The following is a 16,977-nucleotide window of genomic DNA, read 5'->3' on the forward strand; positions in this document are numbered from 1 at the left end:
TTTGAAAGAAATTTTTACTTTTGTTGAAAATTATGATGTACGCACTTACTATACTTCTTTTCATTTTATTAGGGATCTCTTTATTGCTCTCACCCATAAAGAGTGGCAATCTGGCAGTATACACCCGATTTTTCCGCTGGCTGATTGCTACAGGAGGCATTGTTTTTTTTAGTTGGTGGTTTTTTAAAATTAGTTTTCCCAAGTTCTCGGAAAGATCTCTTTCCGTACAGATTATTAATAATATGCCCCATCCTCTGGATATTTATGCTATTAAGATAAGTAATGATCCAGAAGCTAGAGAGAGCGTTTCCCATGTAGGCGTAATTAGGCCCGCCCATTATCGCATAGAATATTTTAAAGTTAAGAATATGGATGAGTATTGGCTCATGGGGTTTATAGGTAAGAGACAGTTGGTTTATTTTTCTCAGAACATGATTTTTAATAAAAATGAAGATCAGCTTATAGAAATACGGAACTATATTAACCAAAGTCATAGACTGTCTGATATGGGGGTTAAGGCGGTGAGTGCCTATGTTGATGATACAGTTACTGATGCAATATGGGTAACTTTGGATTTGCTGTTGCTTTTTCTCAATATAGCCTTACTTCTTCGGAAAAAACCTCTAGCGGTAGAATATTGATCAGTGCTGGACTCTATTCAGCAAGCTTCATCCTTTCTCATAAAAAAATCACAGACATTACGTCTGTGATTTTTTTTACTTTATCCGAGTTTTATTGACTTAGGCCTCACAAGAAGAACAATTTACAAAATTAACCATCAGTTCTTTAGAAACTGATGAGCTTCGTTGATAATAGAGTGTTTTTACACCCTTTTTCCAGGCTTCAATATATAAATAGTTCACATCTTTAACAGGCATGCTGGATGGAATTTGCAAGTTTAGTGATTGTGCTTGATCTATATATTGCTGTCTTTGAGCGGCTTGAGAAATAATCTCCATGGGAGAGATTTCTTTAAAGGTTTTAAATACTGATTTTTCTTGATCTGTTAATTCTTTCATATGTTGAACAGATCCGTGATTGAGCATAATAGTACGCCAAGTTTCTTCGTTGTCTATTCCTTTTTCTTCTAGCAATTTAGCCAGATATTTATTTTTGCGTATAAAATTTCCTTTCGCTAAACCAGCTTTATAGTAATTAGAAGAGAAAGGTTCTATCCCTGGCGAAGTTTGGCCTAGAATAGCCGAACTTGAGGTGGTTGGTGCAATAGCCATGGTGGTCGTATTCCTCAGTCCATATCCCTTTAATATATCCGGTTCACCATAGATATCCGCTAATTCTCTAGAGGCTTGTTCTGCTTGTTCTTTTATGAGCCTAAAAGCTCTTGCATTGAACTGAGTAGCTTCAAAACTTTCAAAAGGAATCATATTTTTCTGTAAATAGGAGTGATAACCTAACACCCCTAGTCCTAATGCCCTGTGGCGTATGGCAAAGTTTCTAGCTCCCTGTAGGTAATAATTGTCCTCTGTTTTTTCAATAAATTCAGAAAGTACAGCATCTAAAAAGTAAATAGCCAGTTTTACGGCATTTGTATCTTTCCATTCATCGTATAGTTCGAGATTCATTGAAGATAGACAGCAAATAAATGATTCCTCCATAGAAGAAGGTAACATGATTTCTGAGCAGAGGTTACTAGCATTCACTGTCAAACCTAGGTCTTTGTACACTTGAGGCTTATTTCTATTTCCGTTATCTGTAAAGAAAATATAGGGTAAACCTTTTTGTTGGCGACTTTCTAGTACGCGAGCCCATATTTTGCGTTTTTCTATATCGCCATCAATCATATCCTGCATCCAGTAATCCGGAACACAAACCCCAGTAAATAGATTTTGAATAGGACTCCCTATATCTTTAATCGACAAAAATTCCTCTATATCACCGTGGTCAATATCTAAATAAGCTGCAAAAGCACCGCGGCGTACACCACCTTGAGAAACTACGTCCATAGCCGTATCAAAAAGCTTCATGAACGAAACAGCTCCAGAGGATTTTCCATTGTCAGTAACTGCAGTTCCACGATGGCGGAGTTCTCCGAAGTAACCAGAAGTCCCTCCTCCGATTTTGGTTTGCATAATCACTTCTCCCAGTTTATGGGTAATACCTTCTATGCTGTCTGGAATATGGACATTGAAACACGAGATGGGTAGCCCTCTCTGGGTTCCCATATTAGCCCATACAGGTGAAGAAAAACTGATCCACCCTTTGGTAATCATCTCTTCAAAAGCGGGTTGTAGTTCTGGTTTGTATAAGCGTTTTGCGGCGGCCGTTGTAATTCTTTCTATGGCCCCCTTTACGGTTTCTCCTTTTAGCAAATACCCCCTGTTGAGCATTTGTTCGGATTCCTCGTTCAGCCACCATATATTATTCTGTTCTTCCATAATTCTATTTTTTACAAATCTCTGTTTTTGTAAGCCTGTGGAGATCTTGCTTTATATTTATGGGTTGTATACAATTATACAACCACTTTTTTTCTAATTCTAACATCTACAATTTTCAAAGCACCAAACTTTATCTCATTTTTTATTTTTTAACAGTAGAATAAATAAAAAATGAGATAAATTTTGTGTTTTTCTTTAATGATCTGAATAGAAGTACATCTCTACTATCCTTATATTCAATCTTATCTCGCTTGGTACTTCAATTTTAATACCTGCATTTTATCTTTTTTCATTTGGAGTCTACTTGTTTTATAATGGCATATCTACATCTCCTTTTTAGCTATTTCTTAATACAGGTTTCCTTTAAATTGATTTCGTTTTTTAATTAAAATAAATCATTTGCAGTTATGCTCTTGTCGTGTTTTGTATAGTCTACAGGTCTTTTTGCGAAAAAATCATCCAGAGAATTTGCGAATACTTCTTCTTCAAACCAAATCATAGGGCGATATTGCTCCTCCGAAATTTTATAACGAGGGTTCATATTAATTTTCTTAAGACTATCATCCACCCGATATTTCATGAAGTTGAGTAAATTTTCTTTAGATACTTTATCCAATTCGCCTAGTTCAAAAATCCAGTCTAAAATCTCAGCTTCCAACATTACAGACTGGTCTACTAAAGTATAAATCTCTTCGAGATCGGCATCTGAAAGTAATTTGGGTTGTTCTTCTCTGATTTTATTGATTAAATAAATTCCAGCATTGGCGTGAATTTGCTCATCGACGGAAGTCCATGCGATAATGTTGGATACATTCTTCATATATCCTTTAAATCGTGTAAAGGACAGAATAATAGCGAATTGAGAAAATAGAGATACATTTTCAATCAAAATGCTAAATAAGAGTAGAGAAGATACATACTCTTTCGGGGTGGTAGAATTGGCATGTTTTAGTACATGGGATAAGAAATCAATACGTTTCTTAATAGGGGGGATTTCCACGACGTTAAGGAATTCATCATTGTAACCCAAAACTTCTAAAAGGCGAGAATAAGCTTCTGAATGTCGAAATTCACACTCTGCAAAAGTGGCACCTAATCCATTTAGCTCTGGTTTTGGCAAGTGGTGATAAAGGTTACCCCAAAATGTTTTTACAGATACTTCTATCTGAGCAATTGCTAACAGAGCGTTTTTCACTGCATTTTTTTCATAAGGTTCCAATTGTGAATGGAAGTCCTGTACATCGGCTGTAAAATCGACTTCTGAATGTACCCAGAACGATTTGTTAATAGCTTCTACAAACTGTATAATCTCAGGGTATTCAAAAGGTTTGTAACTGATTCGTTTGTCGAAAATTCCCATAATGATTTCTTGTAATTTTTTAATTAAAATGAGGCTACTTTTTAGCTGTTATGTCAGATTACAAATTTATCAAAAGGTCCTTATAATAAAAAGTACAAAAAGCTGCTACCCATCTCAAAGCCTTATTTCCTGTGAAAAAGTTATCCACAATTACACCTAACCTCCTATCTTTAGGTTAATTAGTCCCAAAGGTCGTATGTAACTTAGCTTTTTTAATATATATAAATTAAACACTTGTATATATGTGCTTTAAATAAGTATTTTATAATTAAACGATTAAAAAATGAATCTTTTTGTAAAGTGGTAACAAAAGGCCAACAGAGTCGCTAGCTTAACATAATGATATTGCAAGAGCTTCGCCTTGAAAAATTTAAAAGTTCTCTGCCATAGGGAAAAGTAAAACGCTATTTTTTTAAGGGATAAATCTAAAAATTGGTCGGTAATATAGGATGTTTCTATTAGTTCGTTCTATATGAACGGAAAAGTTTTTATTTGATGAATATAATATCTAATAATTTCATCCGAATTGGAGTGCGGGAGTGTATTACAACTCGAAAATACACTTTACAGAAAAGAATGAAATTCCAAATAAGAACAAGAAGCGAAATCCTCCTTGTAATGAAATTTCAAGGAGGAAGTCATATTGAAATCAATAATTTCAATGCTGTAACCAGATTGTAAGAATGCTAATCTTTCTTTAATATCTAAAAGGAGTATAGTAAACTGAAGCGAGGGAGGTTAATAGATAAGATGGCGAAGAATATGATTGCGCCAAAAATTACTGATGAAAAAATGAGTGTTAATTTCTCTTGGAATCATACTTTTTCCGGAGTATATCATATGGTATAAAATTAAAAATCAGTAATATATAGCTTGTTTGGAGCTCAATAAAAAGATATAATTTAATATTTATATAAGGCTAGAGGATTAATAAGGTGTTGATGTATAGGTTCTATCCGGAATGGATAAAGTGGCCAATATAAAAAAGTATTCAATCTTTTGAATACAGATAAAAGGGAACTTAAGCAAAAAAATAGCATCAATTAATTCAGAGAAGAGTCTTTTAGTAAAGCTGGATCTTTCAATATATAAATAATGATATGCAAGTTTTGGGGCGTGATAATAATCATTTTTGGTTTCTATTGAATTTGGATAAATTTGTAGTGTTAATTAGTTTTTCATATCAGTTAAAGCGTCTATAAAAGATTGCTAAATTAAAGGCTCCTCTTGGAGCCTTTAATTGTTTTTGGAGATGGAAAGAAGGCTTTAAAAATTATATCTTAGCCCTAGCTGTCCCTGAAATCTAGAGGCAAACTGATCAATGGTGTAGGGGGAGCCCGGAGTCTTAAAATTATAGGTAGGATCTCCGGCCTCCGGGCCATGGTTTAGGTTCCCAACCTTTGTTAAGCCTACACTTGCAGTGGAATTAAAGGTATTGGGTACAAAGTATATTTTACCCCAATTTTTATTTAGTAAATTAGTAATATTCATAATACTGAATGAAATTTGAAGAGACTTCTTGTTCTTTAGTCTAATCTCGTCCATAATTCGAAAATCTGCCTGAATATTCCAAGGTGTAAAATCTCCATTACGTTCTGTAAACTTACCTCTTCGACTGGAGAGGTACTTATTACTATTGATGAAATTTTCATAATCGGTAACCTGTTCCTCGGTACTCACGGTCTTCCCATCCTGATTACTGTAGGGCATTAAATATTTTGCTGCCTCTGCTGCATCTTTAAAAATATAAGCCAATCCTGCAGCCTGGCCGGTATTCGCTAGGCTGTTGTTGATAAATCCCCAAGAAAAAGGATTCCCAGATTGAGCATTGAAGAAGATGTTAGCAGAAATTCTATTGGATTCAGAAAGGTTAAAGCCATAACCCAGATTGGCTATAATCCTGTTTCTAATGGCAAAATTAGAAGTGGCCAACTGTGGGTTATTAGGGGTTAAAGACTGGTTCATCTGCCAGTTACTTTCCATAGAATTTCGGATACCGTTGGTGATGTCCTTAGCATCGCCATAGGTATAAGCAACGAAGAAGTTGAAGCCGAAGTTATAGGATTTAGATAATTGAGCTGTTATATTATAGCGATACCCCTGCTTGGTATTGGATAATAGGTAGGCGTTGGAGAAGTTACTATTAATATTGGTCGAGTAGATGGGCATCTCCTGCTGAGTGTCATAGCTAAAGTAAGTCACTTTATCAGATTTGTTTACTTGTTGGAATTTCAGGTCATATAAGACCTTAGTGTAAATACCTTCCAGTGTAAATTTATAGCCAGATACGCTATAGTCTAAGGCTAAGGAACTTCTCCAAACTCTTGGGATTTTAAATTGGTTATCAATTAAATCTACTTGTACTTTTGAAGAATGTTGCCATTTTGAAAAGTTTTCACCTATAAGAGGATCTCCATTTGTGGCTAATAAATTTGCGCTAGGGTTGTTGTAATCATAGCTTCCAAAACCTACTCCATCATTATAGTAGGCATAACCAAGCCAGGCAAAAGGGATTCTTCCCACAAAGATTCCCGAGCCTCCCCTTAATACAACAGATTTATTTTCTGTAATATCTAAGTTGAAGCCTAGTCTAGGAGATAGGGTGGGTTTGTTGAGGTAGTTGTTGTTGAGCTGGTTAAGAGGTGTATAGGTATAAGTTTTACCTCTATTAGGATCGAGAGGTGATGAATTTACAAGTGGGCTTAACTTGGGCTTATTGGGTAAATCTGTATAATCGACTCTAATTCCGGGTGATAGCCTTAGTCTTCCTAGATTAATATCATCCTGTAGATAGAGGGATAGTAAATTAATTTTGTAATGGGCATAGGGGGTGTTAAAGAGTGTTTCCCTATCGGCATTATTTAGTGGATAAGTCCCCCTTATTCTGGAGGCGGAGCTATTGTAAAAGTCAGTCAGGCTTTTATAAGAAATCCTTCCGTTTAGAGCATTTATAAAACCATAATCTATATTGTAGAGTTCGTTGTGAGTTCCTAATAAAAAGGAATGTACACCGGTCTTATAGCTAAGGTTATTGGTGAATTCAAAAGTTTTCTGTTTAAGGTTAAAAACGCTGGCTTCCCTGTCGTTGCCTAAAAGTATGGTACCACCGTTATATGCTATTTCGACTTGCGGAAACATCTTGTTTTGTGCAGAAGGTTCCCTATAGTCGTGTATGGAAGAATATCCCAAGATTAAATTGTTACTCCATTGATCATTAAATCGGCTTTTTAATTCTAAGGTGGTAGAAGAGGCTGCATTTTTTTGAATAAAATCTATATTGGAGAAGCGGAAGTTCGCCCCATCTCGTTCTAGATTGGAAGCATGAGAAAAAACGGTATTGTTTTTTATGGAGAGACTGTGTTGAGCATTAAGTTTCCAGTCTAACTTTGTAAAAAGTTTTCCACTTTCCGAGGTATTGTTATAAGATTGAGCGTTTCCAATATCAAAGTGATATTTATCTTTTACAAAATTATAAATATCACGAGCTGTCTGAACCGTGATTAATGAGCCCTGATCACCGGCATTATAAAAAACAGGATCCGTTCTTTTTGTATATTCAAAATTTGTAAATAAAAAAACACGGTCTTTTATAACAGGTAAACCGACTCTCCCTCCTGCAATATAATCTTGGAAAGAATTAGGCATTTTAGAAGAATCACCCACCCTGTTTTTACCAGTAATAGCAGCATTCCTGCCATAAAAATAAGTGGAGCCTTCCACTTTATTGCTACCGCTTCTAGTGACGGCATTGATACTCCCTCCTAAAAAGTTTCCTAATTTTACATCATAGGGAGCAATATACACTTGTACATCCTGTATAGCATCTAGACTGATGGAATTGGAACGCGTACTGCTGCCGGGCATGCCTGAGGATCCTGTTTGCCCCCCTAGAGAAGGACTAAATCCAATGGCATCATTATTGATAGAACCATCAATAGTAACATTGTTGTAACGAAAATTAGTCCCGTTAAAGGAATTATTGGCGCTTTGAGGGACCAGCTTGGTGACGTCTTGTATCCCTCTATTGATGTTAGGGAGTCCTGAAATTTGAGCTTGGCTGATGCCAATACCCTCTTTGGTGGTTGTCCTCTTGTGAGCCGTAAGTTTTACTTCCTGTATATTGTTTTCTCTTGCCTGAACTTCAATAGGCGGTAAGTCATTATTACCTAAGGAGAGCTGGAGGCTATTGTTCGAATAAATAATATTTGAATCTTTTGATATTTCTATTTTATACGGCCCTCCGGGAGATAGATTGTCAATACTGAAGAAACCTTTATTATTGCTCTTTGTTTCAAAAGTAGTATTGGTGGGTAAATGTGTTACTGTAATAGTTGCTTCTGCATGAGATCCTTTTAGCTTACCGAAAATTTTGGAAGTGGTTTCTTGTGAAGATGCTAAGCCAAAAGAGAGGAGAGCCATAGCAAGAATTAGTTTTTTCTTCATAATTAAGTAAATCAATTTAGCGTAAAAGTACAGGCCTGTATTTTGTAATTCAGAAACTCACAATGAATATTTTGTGAATCGTTAATTAATTTTTACTTAAAAAAAACTTAAAAAACTTAGTTTGAAGATAACATTAGATTTTTGTTTCTTCATTTTTCACATTATTAAATTTTGTTCATTTATTTTATTATTATTTTGAAATATTATTTACTCGTATTTGGTCTGCTTTTGCCTATATTAGCTGTGTTTTAAGCGGTGAATTAAGGGCTGTTTTATGTGTAAATATTTTTCATTTTACATAAAATATGTTTTTAATATAATATTTTAACAGGTTTTTTCTTGATGATTTGGTTGTTTTTTCTTTTATTTGTAAATAATATTAAAGGGGGCAGTTTAGAGGTCGATTAATTACATGTTTGGTAATGTAATTAAGATCAGTATTTTACGTTTGTTTTTAAATAATAATGTATTTTTATATTCTCCAAAATATGATGAAGAAAATAAATTTAGAGTTTTTTTGCTTTGTTTTGTGGTGTTTTTTATTTCTTTTTAGCTCCTGTACAGCAAAAAAGCAAGATGAAGATATTGATTTACAACAGGTAAAAGAAAATTCGATTCAGGTCTCCCAGCCTATCTCAACTTCTACGCTTATTCATTATTGGGATGATTATAATTTTAAAAATGGAGAAATTGTAAACAATTTTCCTGTATTAGAGCAGGCTTTAATTAATTTTATAGGTCTTTTTCCAGCGTCTGGTAAAGAAGAAATTTCCAGTTCTATTAGAACAATGCTCGAAAAAGCAGCTGTAAATAAGGAGGTATTTAATTTTTTTAAGGATAAATATGAAAAATATCTATATGATGCAGCTTCTCCCCTGCGTAATGATGTATACTATCTTTCAGTTTTAGAATATTTGGTTTCTACTCCACACCTCAGTAATATAGAGAAGCTAAGGTACAAAATGCTCTTGGAACTGGTGAATAAAAATATGCCTGATTCGGTAATTACAGATTTTAATTTTCTCAATATTTCGGGTGAAAGTCAGTCTTTACACCATATTCAATCTACCAATAAATTGCTTCTTTTTTATGACCCCGCATGTCCACATTGTGCTGAAACTATTGCAGAAATAGGGCAGGATCCAAATATTAATACGCTGGTGAATCAGGGGAAATTGAAAATTGTTGCAATATGTCCGGTCGGAGAAATCAAACAATGGAAGGCCTACAGGCAAAATATACCGAGCAATTGGATCAATGGCTTTGATAAGAATGCTTATTTGATGAAAAAGAAACTTTATGATATTAAAGCATTTCCTACGCTGTTTTTGATTGATGAAAAAAATAAAGTTATTCTTAAAGATCCTAGTTTGGAACAGTTTTTGGGTTGGTTTAATAGATGATGTATTTAATAAGCTTTAAATGAATATTTATTTTAAAAACGCCTATTGATTCATTCAGAAACAATTAAAATTTGATGATGGTTGTAATTTAGACTAAAGTGTATGGGAAATTGGGTGTAGTGTAAATTTAATTTAAATGTAGTGGTTTATTTTTTTAAATATGAAATTATTAATAGTTTTTATTCCCTTCATTATTGCCATACTTCTTAGTCGAATAATGATTCCATACATTCTTTTAATTTCCTATAGGAAACGGCTTTTTGATCCGGTAAATTCCAGGAAAGTACACAGCCGCATTGTATCTAGATTAGGGGGGGTCGCTTTCGCTCCTATACAATGTTGTTTGTATACTATTGTCATGCTTATTGTCTATAAATTAAATTTTGTAGATCTTGAGGTGATGACATGGGAGATATTTCCTATGTTTACCATGTTGATATGTGGGTTAGCCGTATTATTTATCGTAGGAATTGGTGATGATTTAATAGGAGTTAATTATAAAGCAAAATTTTTAGCCCAAATATTTGTAGCATCTCTCTTTCCTTTAAGTGGTTTATGGATTAATGATTTGTATGGGTTAGGTTTTGTGGTGACTTTGTCTCCATGGATAGGAATGCCATTAACGGTATTCATCGTCGTCCTTATTGTGAATGCAGTGAACTTGATGGATGGAGTAGATGGTCTATGTTCAGGTTTAGTCGGTTTAGGCTGTATTGTACTAGGGGCTTTGTTTATGTATTATGGAGCTTGGCTACATGCCATTTTTGCTTTTATTACAGCAGGTGTTTTAATTCCTTTCTTTTATTACAATGTGTATGGTACGACTCGCCGTAAGCGTCAAATATTTATGGGAGATACGGGGAGTATGACCCTCGGTTATTCTATTGCGTTTTTAGCGATTAGTTTTGCCATGAACAATCATTATATAAAGCCCTTTTCAGAGGGTGCTATTATGGTAGCGTTTTCCACATTGGTGGTGCCTATACTTGATGTGGCTAGGGTAATGTATGTTCGTTGGCGTATGAAGGCTCCAATATTTTCTCCGGATCGCAACCATCTACATCATAAATTCCTGCATGCAGGGATGTCTCACAGAACGACCATGTTATCTATTTTTTGTTTAGCTTTGTTTTTCTGTGTTTTTAATATTGTGATGGTAGAGTTAATTAGCAATAATGTGGTCATCATTTGTGATGTACTCTTATGGATTATATTTCATTATATTTTTAATATTAGAGTAGCAGCGAGGAGAGAAAGGATTAAATAAGACGGATTATTAGCAAGTAAATTATGAAAATTACAATTATTGGAGGGTCCGGTTTTGTAGGGACCCGTTTAATCGATTTTTTGCGAGCCTCAAAAGAGATAGATGTATTGAATATTGACAAAAGAGATAGTACACAATTTCCTGAAATTACACAAATAGGCGATGTCAGAGATAAAGTATTGTTAAAAAGTCAGTTGCAAGGTGTCGATCTTGTAGTGTTACTAGCAGCAGAGCATCGCGATGATGTTGCTCCGGTTTCCTTATATTATGATGTGAATGTACAGGGCATGAAAAATACCCTTGAAGCGATGCAAGCCCATAACATCAAGCGTATTATTTTCACCAGTTCGGTAGCCATATACGGTTTGGATAAAGATAATCCCGATGAATCTTTTCCGGCGGATCCTTTTAACCATTATGGAAAAAGTAAATGGCAAGCAGAGTTACTGTTACAAGAATGGCACAAACTACATCCCGATTGGAATATTAATATTATTCGCCCTACCGTCATTTTTGGAGAGGGGAATAGGGGAAATGTTTATAATCTGCTGAGCCAGATTGCTACAGGCAGATTTATGATGATTGGTAAAGGGAATAACTCAAAATCTATGTCCTATATTGGAAATATAGTAGCTTTTATTCATTTTTTAATTTGTGAGAAAAAAGAAGGCTATAATGTTTATAACTATGTGGATAAACCTGATTTCACTACCAATGATCTAGTATATCATACCGGGAAAATTTTAAATAAAAGTATTCCCACCCTACACATACCCTATATATTAGGAATGTTAGGAGGTTATGGTTTCGATGTATTAGCGTGGTTAACTCGGAAAAAACTTAAAATAAGCTCAGTGAGGGTAAAGAAATTTTGTGCTGTCACTCAGTACGACTCGACTAAGATGAGGACTTCTGGCTTTACGCCCCCCTATAGTATTGAGACGGGGCTGAGGAGGATGTTGGAAGCCGAATTTATGAAATAAGCTGAATCCATGGAGTTAAAGAAACAAGCCGTTAGGAGCACCTTGTGGGCTGTCGCAGATCAATTCAGTTCACAAATCGTTGCTTTTGGAGTAAATCTGATGCTTGCCAGACTATTATTGCCGGAGGATTTTGGTACTATCGCCTTGTTTAATGTGGTGATGAGTGTTTCCTCGGTCTTAATTAATGGAGGATTAGCGAGTAGTTTAATTCGTACCCCACAGCTAGATAATAGAGACCTTTCGACGGTATTTTGGTTTAATGTTATCATGAGTAGTATCATATATGGTGTTATTTTTATGTTGACTCCTTTGATTGCCGACTTTTATCATAAGCCTATTCTTGAAAATCTGATAAGAGTATATGCTGTTATCTTGATTATAGACTCTTTTGTTACAGTACAATCGGTTCGCTTTGAAAAGGAATTGAATTTTAGAACGACTTTTCTCATTAAAATGCCCTCTATTTTAATGGGCGGAATATCTGGGATACTTTTTGCGTGGTTGGGTTTCGGGGTCTGGTCTTTGGTTTATTCGGCATTGATTAAAAATGTGGTAAGTACCCTTCAATATTGGTTTTATAGTAAATGGAGACCTTCTTTTATCTTCGACAAATTAAAATTTAAAAAACATTTTGGTTTCGGTATTCGGATGACGCTTTCTTCATTATTAAATGTTGTATCCGATAATCTGTATCCTATTATTATAGGAAAAAAGTTTTCGTCTACAGAATTAGGTTATTATGATAGAGCAGATGCTTTAAAGCAATTTCCCATTAACAATATATCGTCTATACTGAATAGGGTTTCTTTTCCCCTATTCGCGAAAATAAGTCATGATGACCAACGCTTAAAAAGCTCATATCAAGAGATATTGAGGTTAGCGATCTTTGGTATTGCTCCTCTTGCGGGTATTATGATTCTGGAGGCCAAACCCCTAATACGCTTTCTATTCACAGAAAAATGGTTGCCCATTGTTCCTTATTTTCAAATTTTATCCCTCGCAGGAGTGTTATATCCCATTCATGCGTATAATTTGAACATACTTCAGGTGAAAGGAAGATCGGATCTTTTTTTAAAATTAGAAATTATTAAAAAACTTATTATTGTTTTGGTAGTGATTATAGCGATTCCATTCGGTATGTATGGATTGGTATGGGGGCAGGTTGTGATATCGGTGATCTCTCTTTTTATTAATACTTTTTATACGGGTAAGTTTTTGAATTATAATCTTTTTCAACAGCTGAAAGAGATATTTCCGAGTGTTTTTATTGCTTTTGTTACCAGCTTGATGATGTGGGTTTTAGATAAAAAGGTACTCTACGCTCAACAGGATATTATAAGATTAATGGTGATTGGTGTATTATTTCTATCCGTATATCTTGGAATAACTTATCTCTTGAAGTTTAGAGAACTCAGCTTAATAAAAAACTTAATTTCAAAAAAATGATACCTGTTACAAAACCTTTCCTCCCGCCGCAGCAAGAATATAGTAAATTTTTGGAAGGTATTTGGATACGAAATTGGCTTACCAATATGGGCCCTTTAGCAAGTCAGCTAGAGTTAGAGTTAAAGGATTATTTGGGGGTAAACCATTTGCTTTTTGTAACCAATGGAACCATTGCTTTACAAATGGCCATAAAAGCCTTGGATTTAAAGGGTGATATTCTTACCACACCCTTTTCATTTGTGGCGACCACCAGTTCTATTGTTTGGGAATCTTGTAGGCCTGTTTTCGTAGATATAGATGATAAAACCTTGAATATGGATGCCCATAAAATAGAGGCCGCTATTACCGAGAATACATCGGCAATACTGGCTACTCATGTGTATGGTAATCCTTGTGATGTGGAGAAAATTGATGAGATTGCACGAAAGTATCAATTAAAGGTAATTTATGATGCAGCACATGCTTTTGGCGTTAAGATTAAGGGAAAATCAATATTTGAGTTTGGAGATATTAGCACCTGTAGTTTACATGCCACCAAGCTATACCATTCTGTAGAAGGAGGTCTGTTAATTACTAAAGCACCTGATTTATTGAAGAAATTAGCCTTTGTTCGAAATTTTGGAATTTCCGGCTACGATTCGTATTCAGAATTAGGGTGTAATGGTAAAAATTCAGAGTTTCATGCCGCAATGGGACTGGCCAATTTACAATGGGTTGAGCGTGTGATTGAAAAACGAAAATCTTTAATGATAAGGTACGAGCAGAAACTTCAAACATTTAAAGCTTGTAGGCCTATATGGCATCCTCATTCAGAAAATAATTCGGCCTATATGCCCTTTATTTTAGAGTCTGAGTCTTTATTGTTAAAAATAAAGACTGTTTTGGATAATCATGAAATTTTTACCCGACGTTATTTTTATCCCAGTCTTAATAATAGTCTGCCTTACCTCCCTTCTATTCCTATGCCCATTTCTGATGACATATCGAAAAGGGTCTTATGCCTGCCCTTGTATTATGATTTAACCCTGGAGGAAGTCGATTGGATCTGTAGGCTGATTTTAAGAACACAAAATAATTAAGGTATGCTAAATGTTTTAGTCTTTCCGTGTGGTTCTGAAATCGCTCTAGAAATACATAAGTCTTTAAAATTTTGTAGAAATATTCATCTAATCGGAGCCAATAGTGTAGACGATCATGGTAAATTTGTATATGAACATTATATTGGAGATTTACCTTTTTATCATGAAGAAGCTTTTGTGGAGCAACTTAACATTCTCGTGGAAGCATATAAGATAGATGCTATTTATCCTGCAATGGATAGCGTTATTTCCAAGATTTCTTCAGTAGCATCCCGTATTAAGTGTAAAATTATAGGTAGTGAAGATAAGACCAATCAGATATGTTTATCAAAATTAAAAACTTATCAGGCTCTCGAATCTTACATTCAGTGCCCGAAGCTTTATTCACTTTCAAATATAAAAGAGATTGACTTTCCATTATTTCTTAAACCCAATATCGGTTATGGCTCTCGAGGAGTTAGAAAAGTACATTCGCTAAAAGAATTGCATTTTCATTTGGAGCATTATCCGCATTGTTTGATCTTAGAATATCTTCCTGGAGCGGAGATGACGGTAGATTGTTTTACGGATAGATATGGAAATTTGAGATATTGTGGTCCTCGCATTAGAGACAGGATAAGCAATGGGATAAGTGTGAATACAAAAATGGTACAAACTGAGGTGGGTAAGATCCGGCAGATTGTCGAAAATATAAATCGGAGGTTAACATTTAGAGGAGCTTGGTTTGTTCAGTTAAAATACAATGTCCAAGGAGAATTAACTTTATTAGAGGTGGCCCCTAGGCTTGGAGGCTCTTCTTCTTTAAATCGGAATAGGGGGGTTAATTTTGCGTTGTTATCTCTTCTCGATGCTTTTGATCAAGATATAGAAATTCTTGAAAACACCTATGATATTGAGTTGGATAGAGCTTTAGACAATAAATATAAAACCAATATAGAATATGAGACTGTTTATACCGATTTTGATGATTGTATTATCATAAAAAATAAAGTGAATCTGGAGTTGGTTAAGTTTTTATATCAATCGTTTAATGAAAATAAGAAATTAGTATTGGTTACAAAGCATGCCCATGATATTTATGAATCTTTGAAAAAATATAGGCTGTTGCACCTTTTTGATGAGGTGGTACATTTAGACGCACAGGATCATAAGTTTAAGTATATAAAAAATAGAAAAAGCATTTTTATAGATGATTCTTTTACTGAGAGAAAAGAGGTAAAAGAAAATCTTAATATACCTGTTTTTGCACCGGATAATATTGAAATCTTACTTAAATAAATGGAAACAAAGGCAAGCTTTCCCAGTGTTAGCGTGGTGACGATAACATATGGTCATGATGAATATATAGAGGATTGTTTAAAGGGCGTATTATCGCAAAGATATAATGGGGAAATTGAATTTATTATTTCCAATGATCATTCGCCAGATAATACAGATCAAATCATTCGTGATTTTCTAAAAAGCACGGTGATTCCAGAAAATATAAAAATTAAGTATCTTCACCATACCGTCAATAGAGGTAGTTCTTTTAACTTTATTTCAACTTTAGCTCAAGCCCAGGGGGAATATGTGGCCTTATGTGATGGTGACGATTTTTGGATTGATCCCTGCAAGCTTCAAAAACAGATCGATTTTTTAGAAAAAAATCCAGACTATAAACTGATCTTTACCAATGTAGATACCATTTATGAAGATGATCTCGAAAATAAGGTGAGCATCTTAACCCCTATTGTGGAAAACAGACAGTACTTAGGAGAAGAATTCTTACGCACATGGATTGCGCATACTTCGACTTTTGTATATCGCAATGATGATCATGCAAAGGCTTATGGGCAATTTTATAATGCACATAACTTTTTATATGGAGATACGCCTTTACTGATCTATATACTTCAATCTGGTAAAGCATTTGGATTGACGGATTATACTTCTTGTTACAGAAGACATATAGGCGGCGCTATTAGTAAAAGTTCGGTGCAAAACACACTCCGATATATTGAATACTTAAATAGTTTCAACCGAGCATTTAATAAGCCTATCTATACTAAAATACACCATCATCTTATCAGTGTCAGTTATTTTGGTTTGTTCCGCAACAACAATATAAAAGGAACAAATAGATTAGAATATCTTTTTAAATGTATCTATTACGATCCTTTTTTGATATTTAAAATAATTCGAGAAAAGCTGAGTAACTTTTTGAAACGGATCCAATAAAATTTAAAAAGATATCCTGGTTTTTTAATATGTGATCATGAACGCATATCTTTCTGGGTCATCATTCCAGTTGGCAAGATCACAATAGTTTTGAATCAGAATAGCACAAGGATAAGTATGATACAGTAAGCGCTCAATTTCATGTTGATCAGGTTTTCTCAGAGGTGTTTCTTCGGAGAAGCAGGAGCGATCATCCGACAGGTTGCTCCACTACTTATGCCTTGATCGTATTTCTTCAAGATTTTGGCGATTTGATCTGAACAATACCTGAATTTTCATAAGATTCTTTTACCATTTAAAGAGGTTTCTTTAAACTTCCATTATACTCTTTTTTTAAGAATGTTTACAGTAATTTTGAAAGAGAATAGTGGTATTTTTTGTTC

11 protein-coding genes are annotated in these 16,977 nt (G+C 34.6%); 8 read left to right on the forward strand and 3 right to left on the reverse strand.

What is annotated here, in order from left to right; genetic code table 11:
- Positions 1-32: 32 nt before the first annotated feature.
- A complete protein-coding gene (locus tag GNY06_RS08065; RefSeq protein WP_244614388.1) occupies positions 33-641 on the forward strand; it encodes a hypothetical protein in 609 nt (202 codons plus the stop codon).
- A 99-nt stretch (positions 642-740) separates the two neighbouring features.
- On the opposite strand, the gene GNY06_RS08070 is transcribed toward GNY06_RS08065, so the two are convergent.
- The 3 genes from GNY06_RS08070 to GNY06_RS08080 form a co-directional block, all read right to left on the reverse strand.
- Positions 741-2,441 carry a ribonucleoside-diphosphate reductase subunit alpha gene (locus GNY06_RS08070; protein ID WP_317163771.1) on the reverse strand — a complete coding sequence of 567 codons (1,701 nt, stop codon included), beginning with the start codon at positions 2,439-2,441 and terminating at the stop codon, positions 741-743.
- A gap of 340 nt (positions 2,442-2,781) precedes the next feature.
- Positions 2,782-3,756 carry a ribonucleotide-diphosphate reductase subunit beta gene (locus tag GNY06_RS08075; protein ID WP_166519604.1) on the reverse strand — a complete coding sequence of 325 codons (975 nt, stop codon included), beginning with the start codon at positions 3,754-3,756 and terminating at the stop codon, positions 2,782-2,784.
- A gap of 1,266 nt (positions 3,757-5,022) precedes the next feature.
- Entirely contained in the window at positions 5,023-8,199 is a 3,177-nt protein-coding gene (locus GNY06_RS08080; RefSeq protein WP_166519605.1) for a TonB-dependent receptor, read from the reverse strand.
- Between the two features lie 488 nt (positions 8,200-8,687).
- Here GNY06_RS08080 and GNY06_RS08085 point away from each other — a divergent pair, with 488 nt between their 5' ends.
- The 7 genes from GNY06_RS08085 (at position 8,688) to GNY06_RS08115 (ending at position 16,594) form a co-directional block, all read left to right on the forward strand.
- A complete protein-coding gene (locus tag GNY06_RS08085) occupies positions 8,688-9,602 on the forward strand; it encodes a DUF5106 domain-containing protein (protein WP_244614389.1) in 915 nt (304 codons plus the stop codon).
- 160 nt (positions 9,603-9,762) lie between these two features.
- Entirely contained in the window at positions 9,763-10,869 is a 1,107-nt protein-coding gene (locus tag GNY06_RS08090) for an MraY family glycosyltransferase (RefSeq protein ID WP_166519606.1), read from the forward strand.
- 23 nt (positions 10,870-10,892) lie between these two features.
- Positions 10,893-11,852, forward strand: a complete 960-nt coding sequence (locus GNY06_RS08095) for an NAD-dependent epimerase/dehydratase family protein (protein WP_166519607.1) — start codon at positions 10,893-10,895, stop codon at positions 11,850-11,852.
- A 9-nt stretch (positions 11,853-11,861) separates the two neighbouring features.
- Positions 11,862-13,298: a lipopolysaccharide biosynthesis protein gene (locus GNY06_RS08100; RefSeq protein ID WP_166519608.1), complete on the forward strand. Its 1,437-nt coding sequence runs from the start codon at positions 11,862-11,864 to the stop codon at positions 13,296-13,298.
- Positions 13,295-14,377: a DegT/DnrJ/EryC1/StrS family aminotransferase gene (locus GNY06_RS08105; protein WP_166519609.1), complete on the forward strand. Its 1,083-nt coding sequence runs from the start codon at positions 13,295-13,297 to the stop codon at positions 14,375-14,377. Before GNY06_RS08100 ends, GNY06_RS08105 begins: the two co-directional genes overlap by 4 nt.
- Positions 14,378-14,380: 3 nt before the next feature.
- Positions 14,381-15,655 carry an ATP-grasp domain-containing protein gene (locus GNY06_RS08110; protein WP_166519610.1) on the forward strand — a complete coding sequence of 425 codons (1,275 nt, stop codon included), beginning with the start codon at positions 14,381-14,383 and terminating at the stop codon, positions 15,653-15,655.
- A complete protein-coding gene (locus GNY06_RS08115) occupies positions 15,656-16,594 on the forward strand; it encodes a glycosyltransferase family 2 protein (protein ID WP_166519611.1) in 939 nt (312 codons plus the stop codon).
- Positions 16,595-16,977: the final 383 nt, after the last annotated feature.

The organism is Elizabethkingia argenteiflava (assembly GCF_009904105.1).
GTDB lineage: Bacteria > Bacteroidota > Bacteroidia > Flavobacteriales > Weeksellaceae > Elizabethkingia > Elizabethkingia argenteiflava.

Bases quoted from the DNA above. Each gene is read 5' to 3' on its own strand.
- GNY06_RS08065 (WP_244614388.1), top strand. From the start codon at position 33: ATGATGTACGCACTTACTATACTTCTTTTCATTTTATTAGGGATCTCT.
- GNY06_RS08075 (WP_166519604.1), bottom strand. From the start codon at position 3,756: ATGGGAATTTTCGACAAACGAATCAGTTACAAACCTTTTGAATACCCT.
- GNY06_RS08080 (WP_166519605.1), bottom strand. From the start codon at position 8,199: ATGAAGAAAAAACTAATTCTTGCTATGGCTCTCCTCTCTTTTGGCTTA.
- GNY06_RS08085 (WP_244614389.1), top strand. From the start codon at position 8,688: ATGATGAAGAAAATAAATTTAGAGTTTTTTTGCTTTGTTTTGTGGTGT.
- GNY06_RS08090 (WP_166519606.1), top strand. From the start codon at position 9,763: ATGAAATTATTAATAGTTTTTATTCCCTTCATTATTGCCATACTTCTT.
- GNY06_RS08095 (WP_166519607.1), top strand. From the start codon at position 10,893: ATGAAAATTACAATTATTGGAGGGTCCGGTTTTGTAGGGACCCGTTTA.
- GNY06_RS08100 (WP_166519608.1), top strand. From the start codon at position 11,862: ATGGAGTTAAAGAAACAAGCCGTTAGGAGCACCTTGTGGGCTGTCGCA.
- GNY06_RS08105 (WP_166519609.1), top strand. From the start codon at position 13,295: ATGATACCTGTTACAAAACCTTTCCTCCCGCCGCAGCAAGAATATAGT.
- GNY06_RS08110 (WP_166519610.1), top strand. From the start codon at position 14,381: ATGCTAAATGTTTTAGTCTTTCCGTGTGGTTCTGAAATCGCTCTAGAA.
- GNY06_RS08115 (WP_166519611.1), top strand. From the start codon at position 15,656: ATGGAAACAAAGGCAAGCTTTCCCAGTGTTAGCGTGGTGACGATAACA.